Source organism: Mesobacillus thioparans, assembly GCF_965138835.1.
GTDB classification, from domain to species: Bacteria; Bacillota; Bacilli; order Bacillales; family Cytobacillaceae; genus Mesobacillus; species Mesobacillus thioparans.
In genome coordinates this window covers 169,977-194,986 of record NZ_CBCSFH010000008.1, presented here as the reverse complement: position 1 = coordinate 194,986, position 25,010 = coordinate 169,977, and the positions used below count along the sequence as shown (strand labels likewise).

The 25,010-nt window shown below is 42.3% G+C and carries 22 protein-coding genes; 16 read left to right on the top strand and 6 right to left on the bottom strand.

The window, feature by feature from the left end; all coding sequences use genetic code 11:
• The first annotated feature begins 164 nt into the window (after positions 1-164).
• The 5 genes from xylA (at position 165) to ACNAZ4_RS14715 (ending at position 6,757) form a co-directional block, all read left to right on the top strand.
• Positions 165-1,496, top strand: coding sequence for a xylose isomerase (gene xylA, locus ACNAZ4_RS14735; RefSeq protein WP_415815445.1), 1,332 nt, complete (start codon positions 165-167; stop codon positions 1,494-1,496).
• 105 nt (positions 1,497-1,601) lie between these two features.
• The gene (gene xylB / locus ACNAZ4_RS14730; RefSeq protein WP_415815443.1) at positions 1,602-3,101 is read left to right on the top strand and encodes a xylulokinase; all 1,500 of its coding nucleotides are present in this window, start codon (positions 1,602-1,604) and stop codon (positions 3,099-3,101) included.
• A 242-nt stretch (positions 3,102-3,343) separates the two neighbouring features.
• A complete protein-coding gene (locus ACNAZ4_RS14725; protein WP_415815441.1) occupies positions 3,344-4,378 on the top strand; it encodes an aldose epimerase family protein in 1,035 nt (344 codons plus the stop codon).
• Between the two features lie 12 nt (positions 4,379-4,390).
• Positions 4,391-5,374 carry an aldo/keto reductase gene (locus tag ACNAZ4_RS14720; protein ID WP_415815439.1) on the top strand — a complete coding sequence of 328 codons (984 nt, stop codon included), beginning with the start codon at positions 4,391-4,393 and terminating at the stop codon, positions 5,372-5,374.
• A gap of 759 nt (positions 5,375-6,133) precedes the next feature.
• Positions 6,134-6,757, top strand: a complete 624-nt coding sequence (locus ACNAZ4_RS14715) for a YesL family protein (RefSeq protein ID WP_415815437.1) — start codon at positions 6,134-6,136, stop codon at positions 6,755-6,757.
• Between the two features lie 102 nt (positions 6,758-6,859).
• Here the strand turns inward: ACNAZ4_RS14715 and ACNAZ4_RS14710 are convergent, their stop codons facing one another.
• The 5 genes from ACNAZ4_RS14710 to ACNAZ4_RS14690 form a co-directional block, all read right to left on the bottom strand.
• On the bottom strand, positions 6,860-7,753 hold the full coding sequence (locus ACNAZ4_RS14710) for a carbohydrate ABC transporter permease (RefSeq protein ID WP_415815435.1): 894 nt from the start codon (positions 7,751-7,753) through the stop codon (positions 6,860-6,862).
• A gap of 14 nt (positions 7,754-7,767) precedes the next feature.
• Positions 7,768-8,646, bottom strand: coding sequence for a carbohydrate ABC transporter permease (locus ACNAZ4_RS14705; protein ID WP_415815433.1), 879 nt, complete (start codon positions 8,644-8,646; stop codon positions 7,768-7,770).
• 72 nt (positions 8,647-8,718) lie between these two features.
• Complete coding sequence (locus tag ACNAZ4_RS14700; protein ID WP_415815481.1) at positions 8,719-10,026, bottom strand: extracellular solute-binding protein; 1,308 nt, start codon at positions 10,024-10,026, stop codon at positions 8,719-8,721.
• A gap of 108 nt (positions 10,027-10,134) precedes the next feature.
• Entirely contained in the window at positions 10,135-10,920 is a 786-nt protein-coding gene (locus ACNAZ4_RS14695; protein WP_415815431.1) for a response regulator transcription factor, read from the bottom strand.
• Entirely contained in the window at positions 10,910-12,658 is a 1,749-nt protein-coding gene (locus ACNAZ4_RS14690) for a sensor histidine kinase (RefSeq protein ID WP_415815429.1), read from the bottom strand. The genes ACNAZ4_RS14695 and ACNAZ4_RS14690 overlap by 11 nt, the downstream gene beginning before the upstream one ends.
• A gap of 369 nt (positions 12,659-13,027) precedes the next feature.
• On the opposite strand from ACNAZ4_RS14690, the gene ACNAZ4_RS14685 reads away from it, so the two are divergent.
• The 6 genes from ACNAZ4_RS14685 to ACNAZ4_RS14660 all read left to right on the top strand — a co-directional run bounded on the left by ACNAZ4_RS14685 (position 13,028) and on the right by ACNAZ4_RS14660 (position 18,358).
• Complete coding sequence (locus tag ACNAZ4_RS14685; protein ID WP_415815427.1) at positions 13,028-14,182, top strand: endo-1,4-beta-xylanase; 1,155 nt, start codon at positions 13,028-13,030, stop codon at positions 14,180-14,182.
• A gap of 107 nt (positions 14,183-14,289) precedes the next feature.
• Positions 14,290-15,051, top strand: a complete 762-nt coding sequence (locus ACNAZ4_RS14680) for a polysaccharide deacetylase family protein (RefSeq protein WP_415815425.1) — start codon at positions 14,290-14,292, stop codon at positions 15,049-15,051.
• Between the two features lie 454 nt (positions 15,052-15,505).
• On the top strand, positions 15,506-16,702 hold the full coding sequence (locus ACNAZ4_RS14675) for a hypothetical protein (RefSeq protein ID WP_415815423.1): 1,197 nt from the start codon (positions 15,506-15,508) through the stop codon (positions 16,700-16,702).
• Between the two features lie 9 nt (positions 16,703-16,711).
• Positions 16,712-17,449, top strand: a complete 738-nt coding sequence (locus ACNAZ4_RS14670) for a hypothetical protein (RefSeq protein WP_415815421.1) — start codon at positions 16,712-16,714, stop codon at positions 17,447-17,449.
• A 14-nt stretch (positions 17,450-17,463) separates the two neighbouring features.
• Positions 17,464-17,925, top strand: coding sequence for a DUF5085 family protein (locus tag ACNAZ4_RS14665; protein WP_415815419.1), 462 nt, complete (start codon positions 17,464-17,466; stop codon positions 17,923-17,925).
• Complete coding sequence (locus ACNAZ4_RS14660) at positions 17,918-18,358, top strand: DUF5085 family protein (RefSeq protein WP_415815418.1); 441 nt, start codon at positions 17,918-17,920, stop codon at positions 18,356-18,358. Before ACNAZ4_RS14665 ends, ACNAZ4_RS14660 begins: the two co-directional genes overlap by 8 nt.
• 251 nt (positions 18,359-18,609) lie before the next feature.
• Here ACNAZ4_RS14660 and ACNAZ4_RS14655 read toward each other — a convergent pair whose 3' ends face one another.
• On the bottom strand, positions 18,610-19,821 hold the full coding sequence (locus ACNAZ4_RS14655) for a M14 family zinc carboxypeptidase (protein WP_415815416.1): 1,212 nt from the start codon (positions 19,819-19,821) through the stop codon (positions 18,610-18,612).
• 520 nt (positions 19,822-20,341) lie between these two features.
• On the opposite strand from ACNAZ4_RS14655, the gene ACNAZ4_RS14650 reads away from it, so the two are divergent.
• Genes ACNAZ4_RS14650 through ACNAZ4_RS14630 form a run of 5 tightly spaced genes read left to right on the top strand, consistent with a single transcriptional unit; the run spans position 20,342 to position 24,945 of the window.
• Positions 20,342-21,382 (top strand): LacI family DNA-binding transcriptional regulator, encoded by a 1,041-nt coding sequence (locus ACNAZ4_RS14650; protein WP_415815414.1) that lies wholly within the window; start codon positions 20,342-20,344, stop codon positions 21,380-21,382.
• Positions 21,366-22,322: a sugar kinase gene (locus ACNAZ4_RS14645; protein WP_415815412.1), complete on the top strand. Its 957-nt coding sequence runs from the start codon at positions 21,366-21,368 to the stop codon at positions 22,320-22,322. The genes ACNAZ4_RS14650 and ACNAZ4_RS14645 overlap by 17 nt, the downstream gene beginning before the upstream one ends.
• 18 nt (positions 22,323-22,340) lie before the next feature.
• Positions 22,341-22,886 carry a 6-phospho-3-hexuloisomerase gene (gene hxlB, locus ACNAZ4_RS14640; RefSeq protein WP_415815410.1) on the top strand — a complete coding sequence of 182 codons (546 nt, stop codon included), beginning with the start codon at positions 22,341-22,343 and terminating at the stop codon, positions 22,884-22,886.
• 12 nt (positions 22,887-22,898) lie between these two features.
• Positions 22,899-23,909: an ureidoglycolate dehydrogenase gene (gene allD / locus ACNAZ4_RS14635; RefSeq protein WP_415815408.1), complete on the top strand. Its 1,011-nt coding sequence runs from the start codon at positions 22,899-22,901 to the stop codon at positions 23,907-23,909.
• Between the two features lie 31 nt (positions 23,910-23,940).
• Positions 23,941-24,945, top strand: a complete 1,005-nt coding sequence (locus ACNAZ4_RS14630) for a TRAP transporter substrate-binding protein (protein WP_415815406.1) — start codon at positions 23,941-23,943, stop codon at positions 24,943-24,945.
• The last annotated feature ends 65 nt before the right edge of the window (positions 24,946-25,010 follow it).

Here is a 25,010-nt window from a genome sequence, read left to right as displayed (position 1 = left end):
GGTTTTGTTGTGAATCTATTGATAAAGCTTCAAAATTTCTTTGGGTTATCTTAGTTTATCAGATAGACAAACTAAGTGTCGGATGCTATAATTTGTTTGTAGCAAAGTTGTATAAACAATTTTTTTGTAAGCATTTACATTAAAAACCAGGGAGGAATTACGGCATGGCTTATTTTGAATCAGTGAACAAAATCCAATTTGAAGGTCCACGCTCCAACAATCCTTTTGCATTTAAATATTATAATCCGGAAGAAAAAATCAATGGAAAAACAATGGAGGAAATTCTTCGTTTCTCTGTAGCTTACTGGCATACCTTTACTGCTGATGGAACTGATCCATTTGGTGTTGGGACTGCGATCCGTTCATGGGACCGTTACCAGGGCATGGATCTGGCAAAAGCACGTGTTGAGGCTGCGTTTGAACTTTTTGAAAAACTGAATGTTCCTTTCTTTGCTTTCCATGATGTGGACATCGCTCCAGAAGGCAGCACTTTAAAGGAAACGAACGAAAACCAGGACGCAATTGTTTCCATGATCAAAGACTACATGAAAACAAGCAAGACAAAGTTACTCTGGAACACGGCGAATATGTTCACGAATCCACGATATACTCACGGAGCTGCGACTTCTCCAAATGCTGATGTATTTGCATATTCTGCGGCGAAGGTGAAAAAGGGTCTTGAAGTGGCAAAAGAACTTGGTGCCGAAAACTATGTATTCTGGGGCGGCCGTGAAGGCTATGAAACACTGCTTAATACAGATATGAAGCTTGAGCAGGACAACCTGGCCCGCTTCTTCCATATGGCGGTTGATTATTCAAAAGAAATCGGTCTGGCTGTTCCATTCCTGATTGAGCCAAAACCAAAAGAACCAACTAAACACCAATATGACTTTGACGTTGCTACTGGTCTTGCTTTCTTGCAAAAATACGACCTGACAGACTACTTCAAGTTCAATATTGAAGCAAACCACGCTACACTAGCCGGCCATACTTTTGAGCATGAACTTAGAACAGCACGCATTAACGGAATGCTGGGTTCAGTGGATGCGAACCAGGGTGATACTCTGCTTGGCTGGGACACAGATGAATTCCCGACAGATTTGTATACTAACACACTGGCAATGTATGAAATCCTGAAAAATGGCGGCCTGGGAAGCGGCGGCTTGAACTTCGACGCAAAAGTAAGAAGAGGTTCTTTTGAGCCGGAAGATCTGTTTCACGCACATATTGCAGGCATGGATGCATTTGCAGTAGGCCTGAAAGTTGCAAACAAATTAATAGAAGATAAAGTGCTTGATAGCTTCATTGAAGAACGCTACAGCAGCTATACTACTGGAATCGGCTTGAAGATTGCAGAGGGCAAGACTAACTTCCGTGAACTTGAAGAATATGCTTATCAATTAACGGAAATCAAAAACCTGTCTGGAAGAACAGAACGCTTAAAAGCAGTCATCAATCAATACCTGCTGGAAACTCTTTCAAGCGTAACAGTATAATTTTTAAATAAGCATTGGGGTTGTCTAAAAAGTGAAGAGCTAAGTCCTTACTATGAGGACCAGCCCTGTTAGACAGCCCCCTTTCTATAGAATGGGAGGATCACAATGAAATATGTCATCGGTGTGGACCTTGGCACAAGTGCCGTTAAAATACTGCTGGTCAATCAAAATGGAGAAGTGTGCAAGGAAGTTTCCAAATCTTATCCGCTGATCATTGAAAAATCTGGTTACAGTGAACAGAACCCTGAAGAATGGGTTGAAAAAACCACTGAGGGTCTTGCTGAACTATTAGGGCAATTTGATGGGGATGCCAGTGAAATCGAAGGCATCAGCTTCTCCGGGCAAATGCACGGACTTGTCTTATTGGATGAAAATCATCAGGTCTTAAGGAATGCGATTTTATGGAATGATACGAGAACGACGAAGCAATGTGAGGAAATTTACAGTGTTGTTGGCAAAGAGAGGCTGCTGGAGGTAACAAAGAATCCTGCATTGGAAGGTTTTACTTTGCCAAAGATCCTCTGGGTAAAAGAAAATGAACCGCAGGTATTTGAACGTGCCAGCACTTTTGTGCTTCCTAAGGATTATTTGCGTTATCGCATTACTGGGGAAATCCAGATGGATTACTCGGATGCTGCCGGGACTTTAATGTTGAACGTGGCTGAGCGTCAATGGAGTCATGAAATCCTCGATGCATTTGGACTTTCTCCTGAATTTTGTCCTCCATTGGTGGAATCACATCAATTCGTTGGCAATATTTCACCTGAATTAAAGAAGGCAACAGGGTTAGCAGAAGGAACAAAAGTGTTTGCAGGCGGTGCTGATAATGCTTGCGGCGCGATTGGCTCCGGGATTTTATCAGAAGGGAAAAGCTTGTGCAGCATCGGCACTTCTGGTGTTGTTCTATCTTATGAAGAAAGAAATGACCTCGATTTTGCAGGAAAGGTTCATTATTTTAATCATGGGGAAGAGAATGCATATTACACGATGGGCGTGACGCTGGCAGCCGGTTACAGTCTAAGCTGGTTCAAGGATACCTTTGCAAAACAGGAAGAGTTTGACCAGTTTTTAGCTGGAGTAGATGAGGTGCCAGCCGGCAGTAATGGGCTGTTATTTACTCCTTATATCGTCGGGGAGAGAACGCCACATGCAGACTCAGCCATTCGCGGGAGCTTTATTGGCATCGATGCTTCACACGAGCGCAAGCACTTTGCACGCGCCGTGCTTGAAGGAATCACTTTCTCCTTGAATGAATCGATTGAGATCTTCAGAAGCAGCGGAAAGATGATTGATTCCATCATCTCCATCGGCGGCGGAGCGAAAAACGAAACGTGGCTGCAAATGCAGGCAGACATCTTCAATGCGAAAATCGAAAAGCTAGCAAGTGAACAGGGACCTGGAATGGGAGCGGCGATGCTTGCTGCATATGGATCTGGCTGGTTTTCATCTCTGAAGGATTGCGCAAAAGCATTCATCCAAGTCTCGAAAACATATGAGCCAATCCCGGAAAATGTTGAACAATATAAAAAGCTCTTTTCAATCTATCAGAATGTATACACACAGACAAAGACGCTTAATGAGCAGTTAAGAGAATTCAGGAGATAACATTCCCCACTTAATGTGGGGCTTTCTTTTACAAAGGCTTTTTTCGTAAGGATTGTTGTTAAAATCCTAAAGCCGATTTTTACGTGTTAATAGTCATTTTGTATGTCGGTACTAAGTTTGCAAGCTCTTTTCTCATAATAAGCGTTAATTGTGTGACTAATCTTAGGTAATTCAATCCTATTTTGTAGGCAATAGCAACAAAGTTTGAGAAAAGAGCCTTTTAAAAAGAGAGGAGGATCTGCATGGAAGTTTTAAAAGAGAAGTTCGGCCAGATTGGCAGCCAGCCTGTGCATTCATTCACTTTTAAAAATGATCATGGGATGGAAGTGACGGCCATTAATTATGGCTGCATCATCACGAAAATGAATGTCCCTGATCGAGATGGGCAACTTGAAAACATTGTTCTCGGCCATGACACACTTGATGAGTATCTGAAAGATCCTTATTTTCTTGGAGCCGTTGTAGGACGTGTTGCAGGTCGCCTTAAAGGCAGCAGTTTTGAACTGGATGGCAGGAATTTTACACTGGCCCAAAATGATAACAGCAACCATCTTCATGGTGGATTAAAGGGTTTCGACAAGGTCGTCTGGGATGCAAAGATTCTTGACGGTGGAGTTCTTTTCTCTTATTTAAGCAGGGATGGCGAGGAAGGCCATCCGGGGAATTTGTACATAGAAGTAACTTACAGACTGAATAACGACAATGAATTATCTATCCAGTATCGGGCGCAAACAGATCAAAAAACGCTGCTTACTGTAACGAACCACGCTTATTTTAACCTGAGCGGCAATTTGAAACGGGATGTTTTAGATCATTCCTTGTATCTGAAAAGTTCGCGTTTTCTTGAACTGGATGAGGAATTCCTGCCAACCGGCAGTATGTTGGATGTCGAAGGAACGCCATTTGATTTTACAAAAGGTGGTACGATAAAAAGGGGAGCTGAATCGGATCACCCCCAAAATGTTCTCGTGGGCCGCGGATATGACCATCCTTTTCTATTGGATGCAAATCATGATCATGAGATTGTATTGAAGGATTCTGATAGCGGTCGTACACTGACGGTTGAAACGGATGAACCTGCTGTTGTCGTGTACTCAGGGAACTCTTTAAAAGCGGAGGGGGACTTCAGGGGTGTACCTTCCCGAAAGCATTTGGGAATCTGTCTGGAAACACAGAATTACCCTGATAGCATCCATCACCCTCATTTTCCATCGATGATTCTGGAAAAAGGAGAAATGTATTCATCAATCACAAGATATAAATTTGGATTGGAATAAGGAGATGATGTAATGAATTATCGCGAGTTAGGAAATACCGGAATCAAGATCAGTGAAGTGAGCTTTGGAACATGGGCAATCGGCGGTTCATGGGGAAAGACCAATGATGCAGAAGCGTTAAGGTCCCTGGAGTACGCAATTGACCAGGGTGTCAATTTCTTCGATACAGCCGATGTTTACGGTGACGGCCATAGTGAAGAGTTGTTAGCGAAGGCCACCAAAGGCAAGGAAGACCAGATTCATATCGCGACAAAGTTCTGCCGCCAGGGTGATATATTCGATCCGGAAAACTACAGATATGAAACAGTGAGGGCTTATTGTGAGGATAGCCTTCGCCGCTTGAACAGGGAAGCGATTGATTTGTATCAGATTCATTGCCCGGCCACAGAGATATTGCGGGATGGCAGTGTTTTTGAGGTGCTTGACCGTCTCCAGGAAGAGGGGAAAATCCGTCACTATGGAGTCAGTGTCGAAACGGTGGAAGAAGGGCTGATCAGCCTCGAAAACCCGAACGTTAAAAGTCTGCAGATCATTTTTAACATGTTCCGCCAGAAGCCGCTGGAAACACTGATCCCTCAGGCCTATCAAAAAGGGGTAGGATTGCTGGTGAGATTGCCGCTTGCAAGCGGACTGCTGACAGGTAAATTTACGGCTGGGCATGTATTTGAAGAAGATGACCACCGCAGCTTCAATGAAAATGGAGAAGCCTTTAATGTCGGAGAAACCTTTGCCGGTCTTGGATTTAAAAAAGGCGTTGAGCTGGCCGACCAGCTGAAATGGATTGCCGAAGACCGCCAATCGATGGCAAGTGCAGCATTGCGCTGGATTCTCGACCAAAAAGAAATTACCTGCATCATACCTGGATTTAAAAACATAGATCAAGTAAAGGATAATCTCGGAACATTGGAAACAAAGCCATTCACAGAAGAAGAACTGCAGACAATCCAGCGTTTTTATCAGGAGAATGTTAAGGATTTTATCAGGGGGCCTTATTGATACTTTTATAGCCCGGAAAGATACCCTTATGGGAGAGAAAAGAGCCACAAAAGGGTACCATTAGCCGATAAAGATACCCTTATAAGGAAGGAAAGGGCCACATAAGGGTACCATTAGCCGATAAAGATACCCTTATAAGGAAGGAAAGGGCCACATAAGGGTATCATTAGCCCGGAAAGATCCCCTTATGGGAGAGAAAAGAGCCACATAAGGGTACCATTAGCCGATAAAGATACCCTTATAAGGAAGGATAGGGCCACATAAGGGTACCATTAGCCGAAAAAGATACCCTTATGGGAGAGAAAAGAGCTACATAAGGGTATCATTAGCCCGGAAAGATACCCTTATGGGAGAGAAAAGAGCCACATAAGGGTATCATTAGCCGATAAAGATACCCTTATAANGAAGGAAAGGGCCACATAANGGTATCATTAGCCCGGAAAGATACCCTTATGGGAGAGAAAAGAGCTACATAAGGGTACCATTAGCCGATAAAGATACCCTTATAAAGAAGGAAAGAGCCGCATAAGGGAATCTTAGAGCTAGAAATGGTATATTTTCTAACTAAATCAAAAAGCAATCGGGGCACAAATGTAAATTTTGTGCTTTCTTTTTTGATTTTAAACGGTAGATGCTTAGTCCAACTGTTTTATAATATTATCAAGGGGTTATTCCAGATAAGTTTTCTGGTTTAAGCCCCTTACAAGCTAATGAGTGTGCTATGAGGAAATATGATTGGACTGTGGTTGGAGGGATTCGATGAATACGTTGTCAAACCGGGCTTTTGTCGCTACGGAATGGATTACGAAATTTGCCTACATAAATCTTTTATGGATTGGATTTTCGCTGGCGGGGCTCATGGTCCTGGGATTCTTCCCGGCGACGGTTGCGATGTTTACGATCATTCGCAAATGGCTGAAAGGGGAGACGGAGATCCCGATATTCCGGACCTTTTGGACAACCTGGAAATCAGAGTTTTTCCGCAGCAATGGATTAGGATTGCTCGTGGCTGCGGTAGTTGGGCTGATTGTCTTCAACCTGGTTTTCGTGGAAAAGTCAGTGACTGGACTTTCAAGTGTGATTCAAATACCCATCTATTTGTTCATGTTTGCCGCCATCATGACCGTATTGTATCTATTCCCGGTGTACGTCCATTTTGAACTGAAATGGTTCCAGATGATCAAAAATTCATTCCTGATGATGCTGATCAGCCCGATTGAAAATATCGTGATGATCGCAGGAATCGCTGCCGTGTTATTTGTGGTGAAATTCATCCCCGCATTAGGTTTCTTCTTTGGAGGCAGCCTCATAGCAGCGATTATCATGTCCGCAGCCTATCTCGTCTTCGGGAAGATGGACAGGAAAAGAAGAGTAGCCGAGTAAAAATATTAGTCGTTAAAAGGACCCAATGATGCCATTGGGTTCACTTTTTTTGCATAAAAAAACAGATACAAAAGAATCCTTTTGTATCTGTCTTCTCCCATATCAACCCTTCACAGATCCAGCAGCCATCCCCTCAACAATCTTGTCACTCAAGAACAAGAAAGCTAAAAGAATTGGTACAATACTGATTACTAGAGTGGCTCCAATTGCTCCCCAATCTGTTAAGTATTGGCCTACGAAGTTATTGATCCCAACCGTCAGCGTCTTCCAGTTGTCTGAACTGATGAAGGTGTTCACAAACACGAATTCATTCCAGTTGTAGATCATATTGATGATTGCAGTTGTTGACAGGACAGGTACCGTCATCGGCAGGGTGATCTGGAAGAAAATCCGGTGGACCGAGCATCCGTCCATGACCGCCGCTTCTTCGATCTCACGCGGGAATGTCCTGTAAAAGCCGAGCAAAATCATAATCGTTAAAGGCAGGTTGAATGCTGTATACGATAAGACAATCGATACAGGGCTATTAATTAGACCAGCACTATTATACATATTGAACAAAGGAATCAAGGTCGAATGCAGTGGAATCATATAAGCCACCAGGAACAGTCCCAGAACAAGGCCGCTAAGCTTCCAGCTCATCCGTGTAACGGCAAATGTCACGAGACTGGCCAGGATGATCGTAAGAGAAACGGATAAAACGGTGATCCACACACTGTTGAAGAAGTAGACCCCAATGTTTCCGGAAGTCCAGGCCTTTGTATAGTTGCCCCATTGCGGATCTTGAGGCAGCGAGAAAGGTGACATCCCGAATACTTCCTGATTAGTTTTTAAAGAAAAGAACAACAGCCATACCAATGGGTAAATTTGAATGACAGCAAATAACCCTAATATCAGATAAAGAAATCCAAATCCGATTTTGTTCAAGTAAGACTTCTTTATTTTTTGAGGGGCGGGAAAGGTTGTTGCTGCTGGTTGTGTACTAACCTGACTCATTCTATATCACTCCCTTAAAATTGAACATCGTCTTTAGATTTCGTTAATTTCGAAATTAACCAGGTCATGAAGAGTGCGATCACCAATAGTCCAAAGCCAATGGCACTTCCATAACCGAAATTATTCAATTTAAATGCTTCTTTATACATGTAGGAGGCCATTACTTCACTGGCTCCGTTAGGGCCTCCGCCGGTCATAACATAAATCAAATCAAAATATTTCAATGATCCGACTACTGCCAGCATGATGGTCACTTTAAAGACTCCGGAGATCAGGGGCAGTTTGATTTTATAAGCAATCTGCCATGAGCTGGCGCCATCAATTTTCGCTGCTTCAATGATTTCATCTGGCACATTCTTTAATGCAGCATAATAGATCAGAATATAAAATCCTGCAAACTGCCAGATAATCGGAATGAAAATCGCATATAGCGCGATTTCAGGGTCTGCCAGCCAAATTGGAGTGTTTTCGACACCGAACATTTCAAGTAATTTATTGGCCATCCCGTTCGTTGGATCGAAAATCTTCATCCAAAGCTGGGCGATGGCGACTGAGGATAATAGCATCGGAATCAGATAAATTTTCCTTAATAAATCCGAACCTTTGATTTTACTGGCTAAAACCAGCGAAATCGCCAGGTACAGCAGCAAGCTTGCTGTAGAGAATATAGCTAAAAGAAAAGAGTGATAGGTACTTGTCCAGAACATTTTATCCTGGATAAGGGTGATATAGTTATCCAGCCCAACAAATGTCTTCTCGCCGATTCCGTCCCAGTCCATGAAGCCATAGTAGCCTGATAAAACAATTGGAATATAGATAAGGGCGAGGATCAGCAGTAATGCTGGGAGCGTATAAAGGGCGATCACGTATTTATTCGACATAACATTTTTCATGTTGCAGCCGCCTTCCTTTCTATAAAGAAGAGGGCATATTCATCAGCAATATGCCCTCTTTCTAAGCAAGTATTATTTCTCCGCAGCAAGTGCTTCTTCTTGCGTTTTTGCGAACTTTTCAGGAGTTGTTTGTCCGCCGAATAATGCTTGAATCTGGTTCAAATGAACGTCTGCTACGCCGGCAGACATTTGAACATCTGCATATAGAGTAAGGTTCGTCGCATTTCCTAGGTCATTGAGGATGTCAATGTACATTGGGTGAAGCTCGCCATTTGATGTATCAACGACTGTAGCAGGGATGACACCAGCATCAACTACAGAACGCTTGCCCCATTCTTCCACCAGGTAGGAGACAAATTCTTTCGCTTCGTCTTTCACCTTTGATTGTTCAGATACGAAAAGTCCTACACCAGGTCCGCCTACATAGCTGTCGATATCGCCTTTTCCGCCTTCATAGGTTGGGAACTTGAAGTAACCGATTTTGTCCTTGAATTCCTTAGAAACATCAGGAGTTGTTGTATAGTTTGGAAGCTCCCATGTTGCCATCAAGTACATAGCAGCTTGTTCATTCATAAAGTATCCTTTTGCTTCATCATTGGACAGGCCGTTGTAGCCTTTGACGAATGCGCCCATCTTGACAAGCTTTTCGATTTCTTTCGCTGCTTTGACAAGAGCTGGATCTTCAAAGCTTCCAGAACGGTTGATTGCATTGTTCAGAGCTTCTGGTCCGCCAATGCGGTCAGCAAGGTACATATACCACATGGAGCCAGTCCAGCGGTCTTTATTTCCTAAAGTGATCGGAGTTACTTTGTTATCAGCAAGTGTTTTGACAACCTTCAGGAACTCGTCATATGTCTTTGGAGCTTCCAGGTTATATTTCTTGAAAATTTCTTTGTTGTAATAAACAGGGGTGATGTTCAATTCAAGAGGTACAGCGTATGGCTTTTCGTCAACTGAGAAAGCATCAAGCGTACCGGCAACGAAATTGTCTTCTTTAGCAATGTCATCTAATGGAGCGAACATTTTACCATCAACGAAAGGCTTCATATATCCAGCCGCCCAGGTGATGCCAACGTCCGGCAGTTCATTTGAAGCAGATAATACTTTGATTTTCTCTTTGTACTGCTCATTGCCTAGAATTTCGGTCTGGATGTCTACATCTGGATGTTCTTTTTCATAAGCATTGATAATGTCATCGACAATTGTGTATTGTGCATTTGAACTTCCTTCTGGCCATAGATGCATCATTTTCACGACAGTTTTATCTCCGCTGGATGCCTTCGAGTCACCTGTGGAACCAGTAGAGGAAGAACAGCCTCCCAAAATTAGCCCGCCTGCCAGTGCCAAGGTCATCACAGAGGAAAACGCTTTCTTTTTCATCAATCCAAAACCCCCTTAATGTATGTGTGTCTATTCGCTACAGTTAAAGTCTAACACCAGGGAGAAAATCAAAATAGGCAACTATGATTAGGAAAAATACTACTATTTTTAGAAAGCCCTTTCATTTTCTGTTTTTCGATACGCACTTGGTGTCATACCCTCTATTTCTTTGAAGATTTTAATAAAGTACTTTGCGGTTTTATAGCCGACTTCCTCTGCTATTTCATTAATAGGGAGGGTAGTGGAAAGGACTAATTCCTTTGAGCGCTGAATCCTTCGTCTGGTCACATATTCACTGAAATTTAGGTCGACCTGCTCCTTGAAAAGTACACTGAAATAGCTAGGATTCAGATGGACATGTGCAGCAACATCCTTCAACGTGAATTCTTCCTTAAGGTTCCGTTCAATATAGATCATGGCCTTGCGGATGGTATCTTTGGTTGAATCCATCTTGGTGCTGGCATCGACTATTTTTTTATCGACCACTTTTTCGATCAGCCCGGCCCTTTCTTGTTTCTCCATGATCTTCACAGCATCCTCGACTGCTTCAATCAGTTTCTTTTTCCCGATGGGCTTTAAAAGATAATTGACGACACCGAGCTTTAAAGCTTGCTGTGCATACTCGAATTCAGAGTAGGCGCTTATGACGATCACGACTGGGGCCATCCCGTTTTCTTTCAGTTTTTTCAATAACTGAAGTCCAGTCATTTCCGGCATCCGGATATCGGATAGTAAAATATGAATCTTTCTTTCCGCGGCGACCCGCAGGACATCCTCACCGCTTTCTGCAGTGAGGATGGTGTATTCACCGTTGTTCCAGCTTTCCAGTGTTCTTTGCAAGCCTTGTCTCGTTCTTGGCTCGTCATCCACAATCAAAATATTTTTAGATACCATCCTTCTCGCCTCCCTCAATCGGTAGTTCGAATGAAATCTGAGTTCCCTTGTCTAACTCACTCTCTATCAAAAGGTCTGTATGTGAAATGCCCTGGTAATATAGCTTTAAGCGCTTATAGACATTTGAAAGGGCCATTCCTTTTCCGCTCGCAGAGGATGTCCCGCCGGATTCGATTGACTGGACAATCTGTGATAGCCGCTCCTTGTCCATCCCGGATCCATCATCTTTTACGATGATACGAACCCGTTCTTTGTTTTCGACGGGTTCAACGATGACAGAAATCTGGCAGTTTCCTGTTTTATTTCCAGCTCCATGGAGGGCTGCGTTTTCCACCAATGGCTGAATGATCAGCTTAGGGATCCTGATATGCTCATATTTTTCCGGGACTGAAACATGCCATTTCAGCCGGTTGCCAAAGCGCATTTTCATGATTTCCATATAGTCGCTGATGTGTTTGATTTCGTCCTTCAGGTACACCCAGTCATCATCGGTTTCTTTTGTAATGGTATAACGGAATAAATCCGACATCGCGACAACCAGTTCAGCAAGCTCTTCTTCATCCTTTTCATCAAGTGACCAATGAAGCGCATCCAGCGTGTTGAAGAGGAAATGCGGGTTGATTTGCGCCTGGAGCGCTTTCAATTCACTTTGGCTTCTTAGAATCTCCTTCTGATAAACCATCTGCATCAAATGGTTCGTTTCTTTCACCAGCTGGTTATAGGTACTGTTTAATTCATTGATTTCATTTACAGAGTACACTTCAGGATTCAGTGTTAATGAACCATCTCCGGCACGCCGCATGGTTTTGGTCAATCTCAATATTGGACTTGTAATAAGGGTTGATAGGAAGAAGGAACTGATGGAAAAAATGATCAGGCCCACAACCCCAGATAAAATGATGCCATTCCGGATCCAGGACATTCCTTCGGTCAGTTCACTGACAGGGGTTAAAATATAGACAGTCCAGCCCGTAATTTTGGATAATTGTTTTGTTACGATATAGTCCCGCTCATTTAGCTTTACGTTGTTTTCATTGCTTTCAATAATGCTTTTGATATCACCAGAATAATTTTGGATGATCGGATTTTGATATTGATCCAATAGAATCGAGTATTGGTCGTTGTCATATTTTTCATTCGCAAAATGGAAATGGTCCCGGTTAATGCTGATTAAAAGATAACCGCCGCTTTTATATTGTCTTTCCATTAGATTGACTCTTCGAATGGCAAGGAAATAGTTCTTGTCATTTGGATCTTCACCTATCCAAACAATTCGGCCTTTTGCCTTGTTCGCTTTCTCAATCCACTTTTTGCCGATTCGATTTCTTAACTCGTCCTCATCAAGGGGGAGGACCCTCTGCCTTTTATCAGAAAACAGCTGAAAGGAAAAAATGCCATCCGTGTTCCCGATGATCCTGTTGATATGTCCCATTAAACGCTGCCTGTCTTCGAAAGATACTTTTCTGCCGTCATGGACATCCGTTAGGATTCTTTGAACCTCTTCATCTGTTATCACAAGCTTTGAGTTCATATTGATCTGCTCATATAGAGATTCAATTCGCCCGTTGGCTTCAATCGCTACCTGTTGTATTTGCTTTTCCGCATTGTTCTGCAGCAATGCCGAGACTTGTCCTAATGTTAGAAGGCTTACAATCAATAACACGATGATCATGACAATCAAAAAGATAAATAGAATCTGGTTGCGTAAGGTGTTCCATTTTTTTAGTTGATTCAGCACGGCGTTTCGCCTTTCTTTGCTATTAGTAGTTGTTTTACTATTATATCTTCTATCGTGTTAACTGGTGAGATGTCTATTTTAGGTGAGTTTATATAAAATTTAGGTGAGTTTATATAAAAATCAGAATCTATCTAGTTCTATTTTATCATTTTCATAAAAAAATTTAAATTATTAGTTTATTAAGTGGATAAACTAAGTTTTGTGCTGTTATAATCTTACATACGTCAGGTAACGGCTGCTAAAAAAATTTTTTACACCTCTATGAAAGCCCTTTCTTTTGATCCTGGCAAAGCAAACTAATGAGGGGGGAGAATTCGTCAGGCCTGTAAAAAATGCAAAAACAATTTTAGAAAGAGGGGAATTCCTAACATGTTAAAAGTATTGCGTAAACCATTTCTTACTGGATTGGCTTTAGCCCTATTTTTACCTGCTGGACTATCCAGTGCAGCAGCAGCTGAACCGGTCAGTGCACTGGATGTCGATGTTGAACTACATGAAAGGTATGCAGATTCATTCGATATTGGGGCAGCTGTTGAGCCGTCCATGCTTGAAGGGAAGGACGCTGCCATTCTAAAACGCCATTTTAACAGCATTGTTGCCGAGAATGTCATGAAACCAATTAATATCCAGCCGGAAGAAGGGAAGTTCACCTTCGAGGAAGCAGATAAAATCGTCAAGTTTGCAAAAGAGAACGGCATGGAGCTGAGGTTCCACAATCTTGTGTGGCACAGTCAAGTCCCTGAATGGTTCTTCCTTGATAAAGAAGGAAACAAGATGGTCGATGAAACAGATCCTAAACAGCGAGAAAAAAATAAAAAGCTATTGCTAAAACGATTGGAGACTCATATCAAAACCATTGTCAAGCGTTATAAAAATGATGTTAGCTCGTGGGATGTAGTCAATGAAGTCATTGATGAGTACGCTCCTAATAAAGAAGGCTTGCGTGAATCACCATGGTATCAAATCACTGGAACAGATTATATTAAAGTAGCTTTTGAAACAGCGAATCGATTTGCCGCAAAGGATGCCAAGCTTTACATCAATGATTATAACACTGAGGTGGAACCGAAGAGAACTCACTTGTACAATCTGGTGAAGGAATTGGTTGAAGAGGGTGTTCCAATCGATGGAGTCGGCCACCAGGCACATATCCAAATCGGCTGGCCATCTCTTAAGGAAATCGAGGATTCCATTAATATGTTTGCCGGGTTAGGCCTTGATAACCAAATTACAGAGCTGGATGTTAGCCTTTATGGCTGGCCGCCAAGACCTGCATATCCTTCATATGATGAAATTCCTGCAAGTGAATTCGAACGCCAGGCAGAACGCTATGACCAGTTATTCCAGCTATATGAAAAACTGGGAGACAAGATCAGCAGCGTGACATTCTGGGGTGTGGCCGATAATCATACGTGGTTGAATGACCGTGCAGAAGAATACAATGACGGTGTTGGAGTGGACGCACCATTTGTGTTTGATAATGAATACAATGTTAAGCCTGCATTTTGGGCTATTATTGACTAGAAAGCAAAATGAATAGGTTGCAGTTTTGATTTCCTTAGGATTTCCTGCCCACACTTTGTTGTTTTAAACAACAAAGTGTGGACAGCCAAAAATAAGAGGGAATGCAGATGAAAAAACTTAAAGGACTGTTTATGGCTTTGATTCTATTACTAATCGCAAGTACCCAACACCAGCTGCCAGTCAATGCTAAACAAACGAAACAGGTAGAAATTCCAGTCCTGCTCTATCATGTGGTAAAGCCTGATCCAGACCCAAATAATCCCTATCAATTCAGCCTGGAAGAATTTGAAAAGCATATGGCCTACCTTCATGAAAATGGCTATCGCACTTTAACAATGAAGCAATATTTCAACATTCTGGATAAGAAAGCCGCTATGCCAAAGAAGCCGATTCTGCTTACCTTTGATGACAATTCGAATGATTTCTATCCGTATGTCTATCCAGTCCTGCAGAAATACGGGATGAAGGCGACTCAATTCACAGTCTCGACCTGGGTGGACGGAAGCTGGAACATGACTTCAAACGAGCTTCTGACCGTCATGGAAAACGGAATAGACATCCAGAACCATTCAGTTACCCACCCAGCCCTCGCGGACCTAAGCAGGGAGCAGCAATACACAGAAATCAATGAAGCAACAAAATTCCTTAAAAACCTAACAGGAAAAACCACAAATACCTTTGCCTATCCATATGGAAGCTATAATGCCGATACAATCTCCGTTTTAGAAGAATTAGGATTCAAAGGCGCATTCAAAGTAGGCGGAGGGATCAGCACGGATCAAAGTAACCGCTATGAATTGCCGCGGATTATGATCCTGCAAGAACATACATTGGATGATTTTGTTCGGATGGTGGAGACGGGGTATTAGGGAGAAGGAAGCAGGGGATGTCCCTTGCTTCCTTTTTATTCGCCACAGCTGGTCACCGGCAATTTGATATTGTATGAAATCCATTCCATGTGATACTGATTGATCAGAAGTAGAATTGCTTTTAATTTTTATTGAAAAGATTAATGATATTATGTCTCTCCATTCATCTAGCTTAAGTAGTTACTTTTCCTTTTAGGTACCCCCTTTTTTGCTGAAAAGCCAACTCAATCTTCAAAAACGAAACTGTGGGACTAATTTCAAAAATCAGGATAATCTATGTTGTAGGTCTAATTACATAATTTAACTATTCATATGCAGTTTTCAAGGTTTTTAAATTGACTATGAGACTTATCCTGTATGATATTAATAAGTAATTACCTTAATTTACTAAATCGAGTAGTTATATAGATACATATCATTGCATTTAATAACAAGCTTTCAGAGGGGTGCCTTCATGTCAAAAATAAAAATTGATGTTGATGACATTATGAATCTTAACCCACAAGTTAAAAGTGTATTTTCCCGAGTAACTAATCTGGAAAGTTCTATACTATCAGTTAGGGCGAGTATTGATCATAAAATTTTATCCAGAACAAACCTCAACGGTAAATTCAATAAAGCAGGCGCTAAATTTGACTCGTTGGAGCAAAAAATAAGAGGTTTGGAAGTATTCGTTAATCAATCGATGGATAGCTATTGGAATGCTGAAAAATATGTATTAAGAAAAAGCAAAGAGACTCTGAAAGTTAAAAGTAAGAGACAACATAATGAGTCGTGGCAGTATTTTAAAGAAAACTTCTGGGAGGCAACAAAAGCTTCGATGGGTGGTTATGCATTTTATGCTGCGATGAAAAATCTCCTTAAATTAGCTGATAATGTGGAATTTAAATTGTTCAAGGATAACGGAAGGGTATTTGTTAAGCTAGTTAATGAAGGGTATCAACCCAGCAGTTATATGGCCATTAGAAACCTGCTGATGGAGAAGTTAGGCGGACAGGCGGGAGACTGGAAAAAGGGATATATAAATAGGTTGGTCAATAGTGGCATAGCCTTATATGACAGCTTCAACGATGATATAAATAATAATGCTGCATTCAGGCAGGCTCGCCATAAGTATTCCAATACGAGCTTCAGCGATCTCAACAAGTATATTGAGAGGTTAGGCCAGAATAAAGTAAAGGTGTGGGGCAAAACTTTTGGTGAATCATTTGTCGATAATACAAAAGCACTCTGGGAAGATTTTAATTTTAAAGGATTCCGGGAGGCTGCCGGTAATGTGAAACTAAGTAAGGCTTTAGGAGTTGCAGGGACCCTAATCATGGTTGGAGAAAATATGAAGGATGCTTATGAGGAAAAAAGTTTAAAGAAGTTTGTGGTTGATACAGGTGTCGATGCGACGCTTGGAATTGGATCAGTTGCAGCGGGAGCAGCATTCGGGTCGTTGTTTATACCGCCAGTAGGTACAGTAGTCGGCGCAGCGGCAGGGGCAGGCATCAATCTGGCCATGAACTGGAAATTCGACATTTTAGGAGGCAAGAGCGTAACAGATGCTAGCAAAGAATTTGTTAGCGATTCTGTCGATAAAATAGAGGGTACTGTTAAAGACTCTTTAAATAAAATAGGCAATACATTAGGAGAAATTTTTGGATAGGGGATCATTATGGAGAAAAATAGTAATGAAGCAGATTTTTTTAAAATTAAAGTCGCTGCGTATGATCGCTTGCGTCCAGACGGTATTTCAGTTTGGTTTTGGGCAAGCTTGGTAGTAAGTGCAATTATGACATTGATCCCGAATTACGTTCTTACAAAAAGCGGATTCGATGGAAGTCCGTTCTTAACTATGGCTGTGGATATTGCAAAGATTCTTTTATTCATTCAATTAGGGCTTGCTCTCTTCTTTACACTTGAACCAATAGCTTATAGTCTTCAAAAACTGCAATCTATTATTGTGAGTATTGTAGTGATCAAAGTATCTCTTGATATGTATCTGTTTTATTTTACTGTTACAGAGACAACCTTTGGCACACCAGACTACTTAACCAATACAGGTTTAATTTTGATGGCTGGTGGCTTTGTTTTCTTAGTATTATCTACTATTCGGGCGATCAAAAGGGTTAAACAGGGAGAACTAAAAAAAGAAGGAAAAGGCCTTTATAATTTTCAAGCATCAAAGGGCTATGTCAGTCTTCCAATTATTTTTGCGGCAACAATGATTGTCGGGGCATTTGTCCGATCTTTTTCAGATGCAGCTGGCAGCTTTGGCATGTTTCTCATTCTTCTTCTTTGTGTAGTGTTGCAATATGGAATAGCGATTGCCTGGCCAGAATTTTTACTTTTAACCTACGGTAAATTTAAATTTGAGTCTTTCATTGTTCCCAGGCGTAAACGAAGGAAGTAAGGGGGTGGGTAGATATGAGAATAAAGCGATGTCCCATTATATTTAACAATGTCATTAGTACGAAGAGCATCTGTAAGGAAAATGAGTGGCCTTCAATTGCTAAAGAATTAAGAAATGCTGTAATAATGAACGGCTTATATGGTACAGGACCTATCATATATCAAGTAAAAAAGGTGACTGATACCATTGGTGAGGCAGAGTATACATTTTATTTACCGGTTAATGAACCGATACAAATGTCGGAGGATGATAAATATACATACTATGATACTTTCAGGATTGAAGATGGATTGACCTTTAGGCACGCGGATCTGGATGAAAACATAGAGGATGCTTACGAATTGCTGCGTATGGCTGCGAAAGACAATCAGTTAGAACTCACTGACCCATTCTACAATATTTATTTGGACGTCTATGGAGAAGGAATCATAGATATTTATGCTCCGATTAAAAAAGAGGGGGTTTGGCGTGATTAATCCTCAGGACCATATTAGGTACAAAAATGTCATCTCCAGAAAATACCGTTTTCATTATCAGGAAATGGACGAGGTAATGAAAGATTTTATCAATGATGTAGCACAGCAAAAAGCATCTATAAGGGGACCGTTATTTTACTCAATAAATTATGTTCCTTTTGATGAAGTGATAAATGGCGAATTCTTTATTCCTATTAGAGAGGATTTCATTGATCTTCTGGAAGACCAATTCTTTCATAGTTACTTCAGTATTGAAAATACGGCCTCTATAACCATACATAATCGGTTCGAGGAGAATACGCAGGTGGCATACGCCTTATTGCTGGAATTCCTGGAACAAAATAAAAAGGAACAGGTGACGCCATTCTTTCATGTGATTTCAGGAGATGAAACATTGCAATATATGCATATCAAGGTTGGATATAAACAATAAGATTTCAATAATGGAAATTGAATGTACGAATTAAGTGTTCATAGCAAAGTGTTCATAGCAACCCAATTTGACTGCTGAGCATTCTTTTCGTTTCGGCTAAATCAAAGGTAGTTTCTAATTTAACAAAGGTGCTCATACAGACATGAGTTTTATTCAGAATCCAGAGAGGTTTATTTGCGTCTAGAGGAAGAACACAAATCCATCTCATAAAAAAGCGGAGAATTCACCTCTCCGCTTTTCTCGCATTCCTCTTATAAACCTGGTGAATAAGCAGTGGCTGGAATGTTATCATATTCAGCCGCGTCGAGCTCCTCTACCGAGCCATCTACGACTCCATTAATGATTCCATACAATCCTGTCTCGACAGCCTTAACCAGCTGTCCTTTTTTCTTTTGGCCCAACGAGTGCGATTGGCCTCTTACTTCAAAGAGGACTGTGCCGCTTCCATTCAATGCGAAGCTACCAAGTGCGGTACCAGGCAGGTCCAGGTCTTGCTGGTATAGGGAGATATTATTGAACGGTGAGTTTTCCCCGAGTGCCTGGAGCGCATTGTAGGCAGCTAGGTTAAGCTGTTTGGAATACTCGAAATTGTAATTATCCTTATACTCGGCGTACTTGGCCCCTTCTGTAGTGCCAGGGTCCGGAACGAAGTCTGCAGAAAGGGACATGGTAACAAGATTGTCTGTTCCTTCCACATAATATTGACCCTGATGGTGGAGGTCGATGAACACATCTACTTTCCCGAACTCGGATTGAAGTTTTTTATAAACATCTCGGACGGTTTGTGACTCTGGGGTGATGTACCAGCCTGGATCACTTGAGGTTCCTGGGATATCTTCTGCTTTTGGAACATAATTAAGGTCAGGATTGAAATCCCGGTTTACATCGAATCCAGGTCTGCCATTGTAATCTCTGTCCTGAAGTATCCGGTTATTATAATAATTCCATGAAGGGCCTGCTGCATCAGCAAGTTGAGGGAAGTCTTCGATAACATCTTCCCATGACATATCATTGCCCCGGCGATCAAGTTCGGAGGCATCAGGGTTCATCTTTGGCAGAGTGACCAGAGTGATTTCCTCACGAATTTTTTGTGCCTCTGGTGAATTGCTGGATCCAAGGTATTGAAGCATGCTGAGCAGCGCTTCGGTTCCAGTGTTCTCATTTCCATGGATTTCACTTTCAATCAGGACAACTTTATCACCAGTTCCGACTCTAGCCTGGTAAATATCACGCCCCTGGTTTGATTGGCCGACAACCTCCAATGCAACTTTCCCCTGGCTATTTGCTTCGATTTGCTGGAGGCGTTTGACCATTTCAGCATAATCAGTATAGCCATTTACTGAATAAACCTGGTTTTCATTGTAAAGATTTCCGTTTGGCGAATTAGTTGCTAGTGCCGGTGAGGTGAGAGCCGTACACAATGCCAATACACTTAGTCCAGTCATTACTTTGTTGTTTTTCATTAATCTATCACTCCTTTAAACTAATAAACTGTCTCATTGCTATCTTAATAAGTTTAATAGAAAGATGTTGCTGTAATTTGTCGAATATTTCGATTTGCGAAATAAATGAGAGGAAGGAACTAAATGGATTACTTAGTTTTGGTATTTTGGTAGGGAAAAAGAGAGTAGGAGTTTATTTCTTTATCCCTAGTTCTGGGAGATATAAATCAAACTTCCTTTCAGTCCGGATATTAATCACTGCTAACAAGTAGAGGTTTCAATCCTTTTACGAAGCAAGTCGGTAAAAAATAAAACTCAGTTGCCTTAACCCTCTTCATCCAAGGGAAAGTTTTCACTGATTATAAGGCGTGCCAGCCACATTCGGGTTATCAATACCTCAAAGTATCTAAGTGAAAGATTAATTTTAAATTTTTTGAAAAAATAGATTGATTTTGAAAGGGGTTTCATTTATACTGTCACTAAACCGGTTTACTAAACCGTTTTACTAAATCGGTTTAGTGGTGTAGAAGAAGGGATTTCTATGAAAAAAGTAACTATGCTGGATGTTGCTGAAAAAGCGGGTGTTTCGAAAAGCACTGTTTCACAATACATAAATAATCGATACGAGTTTATGGCAGAGCCTACGAGAAAGCGCATTCAAGAGGCGATTCGGGAGCTTGGCTATATACCGAATTTCGTAGCGAAGAGCTTGAAGCAGAAAAGGTCGTCTACCATTGGGGTGATTGTTGCGAATATCCTTCATACGTTTTCGACGGAAATCATCCGTGCTATCGAAGATGCTTGCGAGTTGAGCCATTTTCATATGTTTGTCTGCAATGCAGATGACAATCCGGAAAAGGAACGGGAGTATATCAACATGCTTCTTGCAAAGCAGGTTGACGGCTTGATCATCTTCCCGACTGCTGACAATAAGTGTTTATACGAAGAGCTCAAACAATCAAATTTCCCTGTTGTATTCGTTGATAGAAAAATAGAGCAGCCGATTTATCCAACATTGATGCTGAACAATGAAAGAGCGGCAGAAATCGCGGTAAGGGAGCTCCTCAAAAAAGGCCACAATAAAATTGGTGCTGTATCCATGTCCATTACCCAGAAGGTTTCTCCAAGGGTCGAGCGTATTACCGGATTCAAGCGAACGCTTGAGGAAAACGGAATCACTCCAAACGAGGATTGGATTACAGCAGCTGACCGGAAAGATATCGGCCCTGCGCTTGAAAAACTATGGAAGCAGGAAGACAGACCGGAAGCATTTTTTGCTACCAATGATCTTTCCTTGATTGAATTGCTTAAGTTCCTAAGAAAACAGAATCTTAAAGTTGGCGAGGATGTAAGCGTTATCGCGGTGGATGATTCTGATTTCCTGGAAATCGCCGCCACACCAATTTCAGCTATCAAACAGCCAACTTTCCAGATTGGCAGGGAAGCAGCAGAAGAGCTGTTCCATCTGATCGCTGAAGGGAAATTGGAAGATTCATATGAAGTTAGAAGGTACGACCCTGTTTTAATCGAGCGGGCATCAGTACAAGTGTTGGGAGAGAAGAACAATGCCAGAAAGATATAAAGTCATGACGATTGGAGATGCAATGATTACCTTCAATCCATCCGTTCAAGGTCCCCTCCGCTTTGTAGAAAGTTTTAACCGGAAGGTCGGAGGTGCGGAGCTGAATTTTGCGATTGGCTGTGCCCGACTGGGACTAGGAAGCAAGTGGGTAAGCAGGTTAGGCAAGGATGAATTCGGCAAGGTCATCTATAACTTCACTCGCGGTGAGGGAGTGGATGTCTCCGAAGTTGAGTTGGTTGAAGGTTATCCGACTTCCTTGAACTTCAAGGAGATCAATGGAGATGGATCAGGCAAAACCTTCTACTATCGTTACCATTCACCGATTACGACCCTGACTCCTGAAAAGGTGAAAGCCGAATGGTTTGAAAATGTGAACCTGCTTCATCTCACAGGTGTTTTCCTGGCGGTTGATTCGAATAACCTTAAGGTTGCTAAGAGAATGATCGAGATTGCCAAAGAGAAAGGCATTCCGGTTTCATTCGATCCGAACATCAGGCTGAAGCTTTGGACAATTGAAGAAGCACGCAAAGCGTATGAAGAAATTTTTCCGGATATAGATATTCTGCTGACTGGACTTGATGAAATCCGTTTGATCATTGGCAAGGATTCAGAAGGAGAGCTTTCCAGATTTGCCGATCAATATGGAATCAGCGACCTGGTCATCAAAGATGGAGAGAAAGGGTCGAGACTTTACCGCGACGGCAAATGGACTGAAGCACCAGGCTTTAAGATCACTCCGATCGATACGGTAGGCGCAGGAGATGGATTCGACTCCGGTTATATTTACGGCTGGCTAAATGGATTCACTCCCGAGCATCTTCTCCGTTTTGCCAATGGAGTCGGCGCCCTGGTCACCACAGTATCGGGCGATAATGAAGGCCTTCCATACCTCGAGGAAGTAAGCGCTTTTATCAATAATGAATCAATCATTGAACGCTAACCAGGAGGGGTGCAGGTCATGGAAACCATCGCAGCTGTATTAGAAGAAATGCAGAAAGTTTGCTTGAACGTACATGCAGAAGAGTATTCATCCTTCGTCCAGCTTTTAAAAGAAGATCGCCGTTTCTTTTTTACAGGAGAAGGCCGGTCAGGATTTGTAGCTAAAGCCATTGCCATGAGGCTGATGCACAGCGGCAAGACGGTATATGTTGTCGGCGAAACGACAACTCCAGCGATTCAGGAGACTGATATTTTAGTAGTGCTTTCAGGTTCTGGAAAAACCGCACAGGCACTGAACATTTCTGAAAGCGCCAATCGTGCCGGTGCTACAGTATTCATGATCACGACAAATGAAGAAGCACTCCAGCTTCCATTCATATCAGGCGGGGTGAGAATCCCGGCCGCAACGAAATATCGTCATACGGATGAGCCGGAAACGATCCAGCCGCTTGGAAACCAGTTCGACCAGGCAGCACATCTCATTTTGGATGCGGCGATTATCGACAGCCTGGCAGAAGGAAAGACGAACGAAGAATTAGTAAAGAAACATTCCAATCTGGAATAGGGGGGGAAAGGAATGTCAACAGTAACCATTCCACATCAAGAAGCACAAGAACTAGCTGTAAAAAAGCTTAGCGAAGCGGGACTGAACAAGGAACACGCAGAAAAAGTAGCTGAAATCCTTGTCCATGCCGACCTTAGAAATGTTAACTCACATGGTGTCTTGCGTACTGAACATTATGTGAACCGCCTGAATGCTGGCGGCATCAATCCAAACGCAGACATCAAATTTAACCAGACAGGACCTGTTACAGGAGTGGTCGACGGGGATGATGGTTTTGGCCATGTCATCGCAGATGTTGCAATGAAACAGGCAATCGCAATGGCGAAGGAAAATGGCATCGGGATGGTAACCGCCACCAACAGCAGCCACTGCGGCGCCCTGAGCTATTTTGTCCAGGAAGCAGCAGAACAGAACCTGATTGGTATCGCGATGACCCATACGGATAAAATCGTCGTGCCATTCGGCGGCAGGGAAGCGTTCCTTGGTACGAACCCCATCGCATATGGAGTTCCGGCCAAAACAAGCAAGCCGTTCATTCTCGATATGGCAACATCGAATGTAGCACTTGGCAAAATTCTTCAATACAAGGAAGAAGGCAAGGAAATTCCTCCTGGCTGGGGAGTAAACGAGAACGGGGAAACCGTTACAGATCCAGCCAAAGTAGTCGCACTTCAGACATTCGGCGGCCCTAAGGGTTATGGGCTGTCCATGATTGTAGACATCTTCTCCGGATTGCTTGCAGGCGCGGCATTCGGACCTCATATCTCCAAGATGTACGGCGATCTGGACAAAAAGCGCAAGCTAGGCCATTACTTCTGTGCCATCAATCCGGCATTCTTTACCGATGCTGATTCATTCCTGGAAAACATGGACCAGATGATGGCAGAAATTCGGCAGGCACCGCCTGCTCCTGGATTCTCACAAGTATTCGTACCTGGTGAGATTGAGCAGATGAACGAAGAAAAAAATCTTCAAAATGGGATTACCATTGCTTCTACTGTGCATCAATTTTTAAAAAAATAAATCATTGTAAACAAAGGGGAGGAAATAGTTCATGAAAAAAGCAAAGTTCTTATCAGGTATTTTGGCAGCATCACTTTTATTGACAGCTTGCGGTTCCGGTGATTCTGAAAAAGCAGGCGGAGAAAGCAAAGGGGATGTCATCAAGTGGAAGTTTGGCCATCTTGCTGACGAAAATCACATCTGGCACAAAACAGCATTGAAGTTTGAAGAACTTGTTGAAGAGAAGACTGATGGCAGCATTGATATCAGCATCTATCCTAACAATTCACTTGGCGGAGAGACAGACACAATCAACGCAATCCAGTCTGGAACAGCTGACATGGTTATTTCCGGAGAGACTTTGCAAAACTGGGCTCCAAAAGCTGCATTGATGGCTGTACCGTACGCATTCCGCGATCTTGACCATGTTAAGACAGTTGTCGAAGGCGAAATTGGTAAGGAAATCGAAGCAGAAATCACTGAAAAAGCTGGTTTAACACCTTTGTACTATCATACACGCGCACCGCGTAACCTGACATCCAACAAAGAAATCAAATCACCAGAAGATCTAAAAGGCTTCAGCATGCGTGTACCAAACGTGCCATTGTTCCTGAAGGTTTGGGAAGCTGCTGGCGCCAAGCCGCAGGTAATGGACTTCAATGAAGTGTTCACTGGACTTCAGCAAGGTGTAATCGATGGCCAGGAAAACCCTGTTGATTTGATCAAGAGCGGCGCTTTATATGAAGTTCAAGACTATGTGAACCGTACGGAACATGTTTACTCTTGGATCTACATCCTTGTTGGCAACAAGCAGTTCGATTCCCTGAATGACGACCAGAAGAAAGCTGTAAAAGAAGCAGCTGCTGAAGCCCAAAAATATGGTGAAGAATTGTACGACAAAGAAATCGCTCAAATTGAAAAAGACCTTGAAGGCGAAGGCATGAAGTTTGTCGATGTGGACCAGGATGCATTCCGTGAAGCAATGATCCCGGCAATCAAGGCATCCCTGAAGCCAGAGCAATATGAACTATACGAAAAGATCCTTGAAACGAAGTAATTTTGATGAAGGCACTGCCCGGCTGTCATAGCCGGCCGTGCCTTTCCTTTAAGGAAGGGATGAAA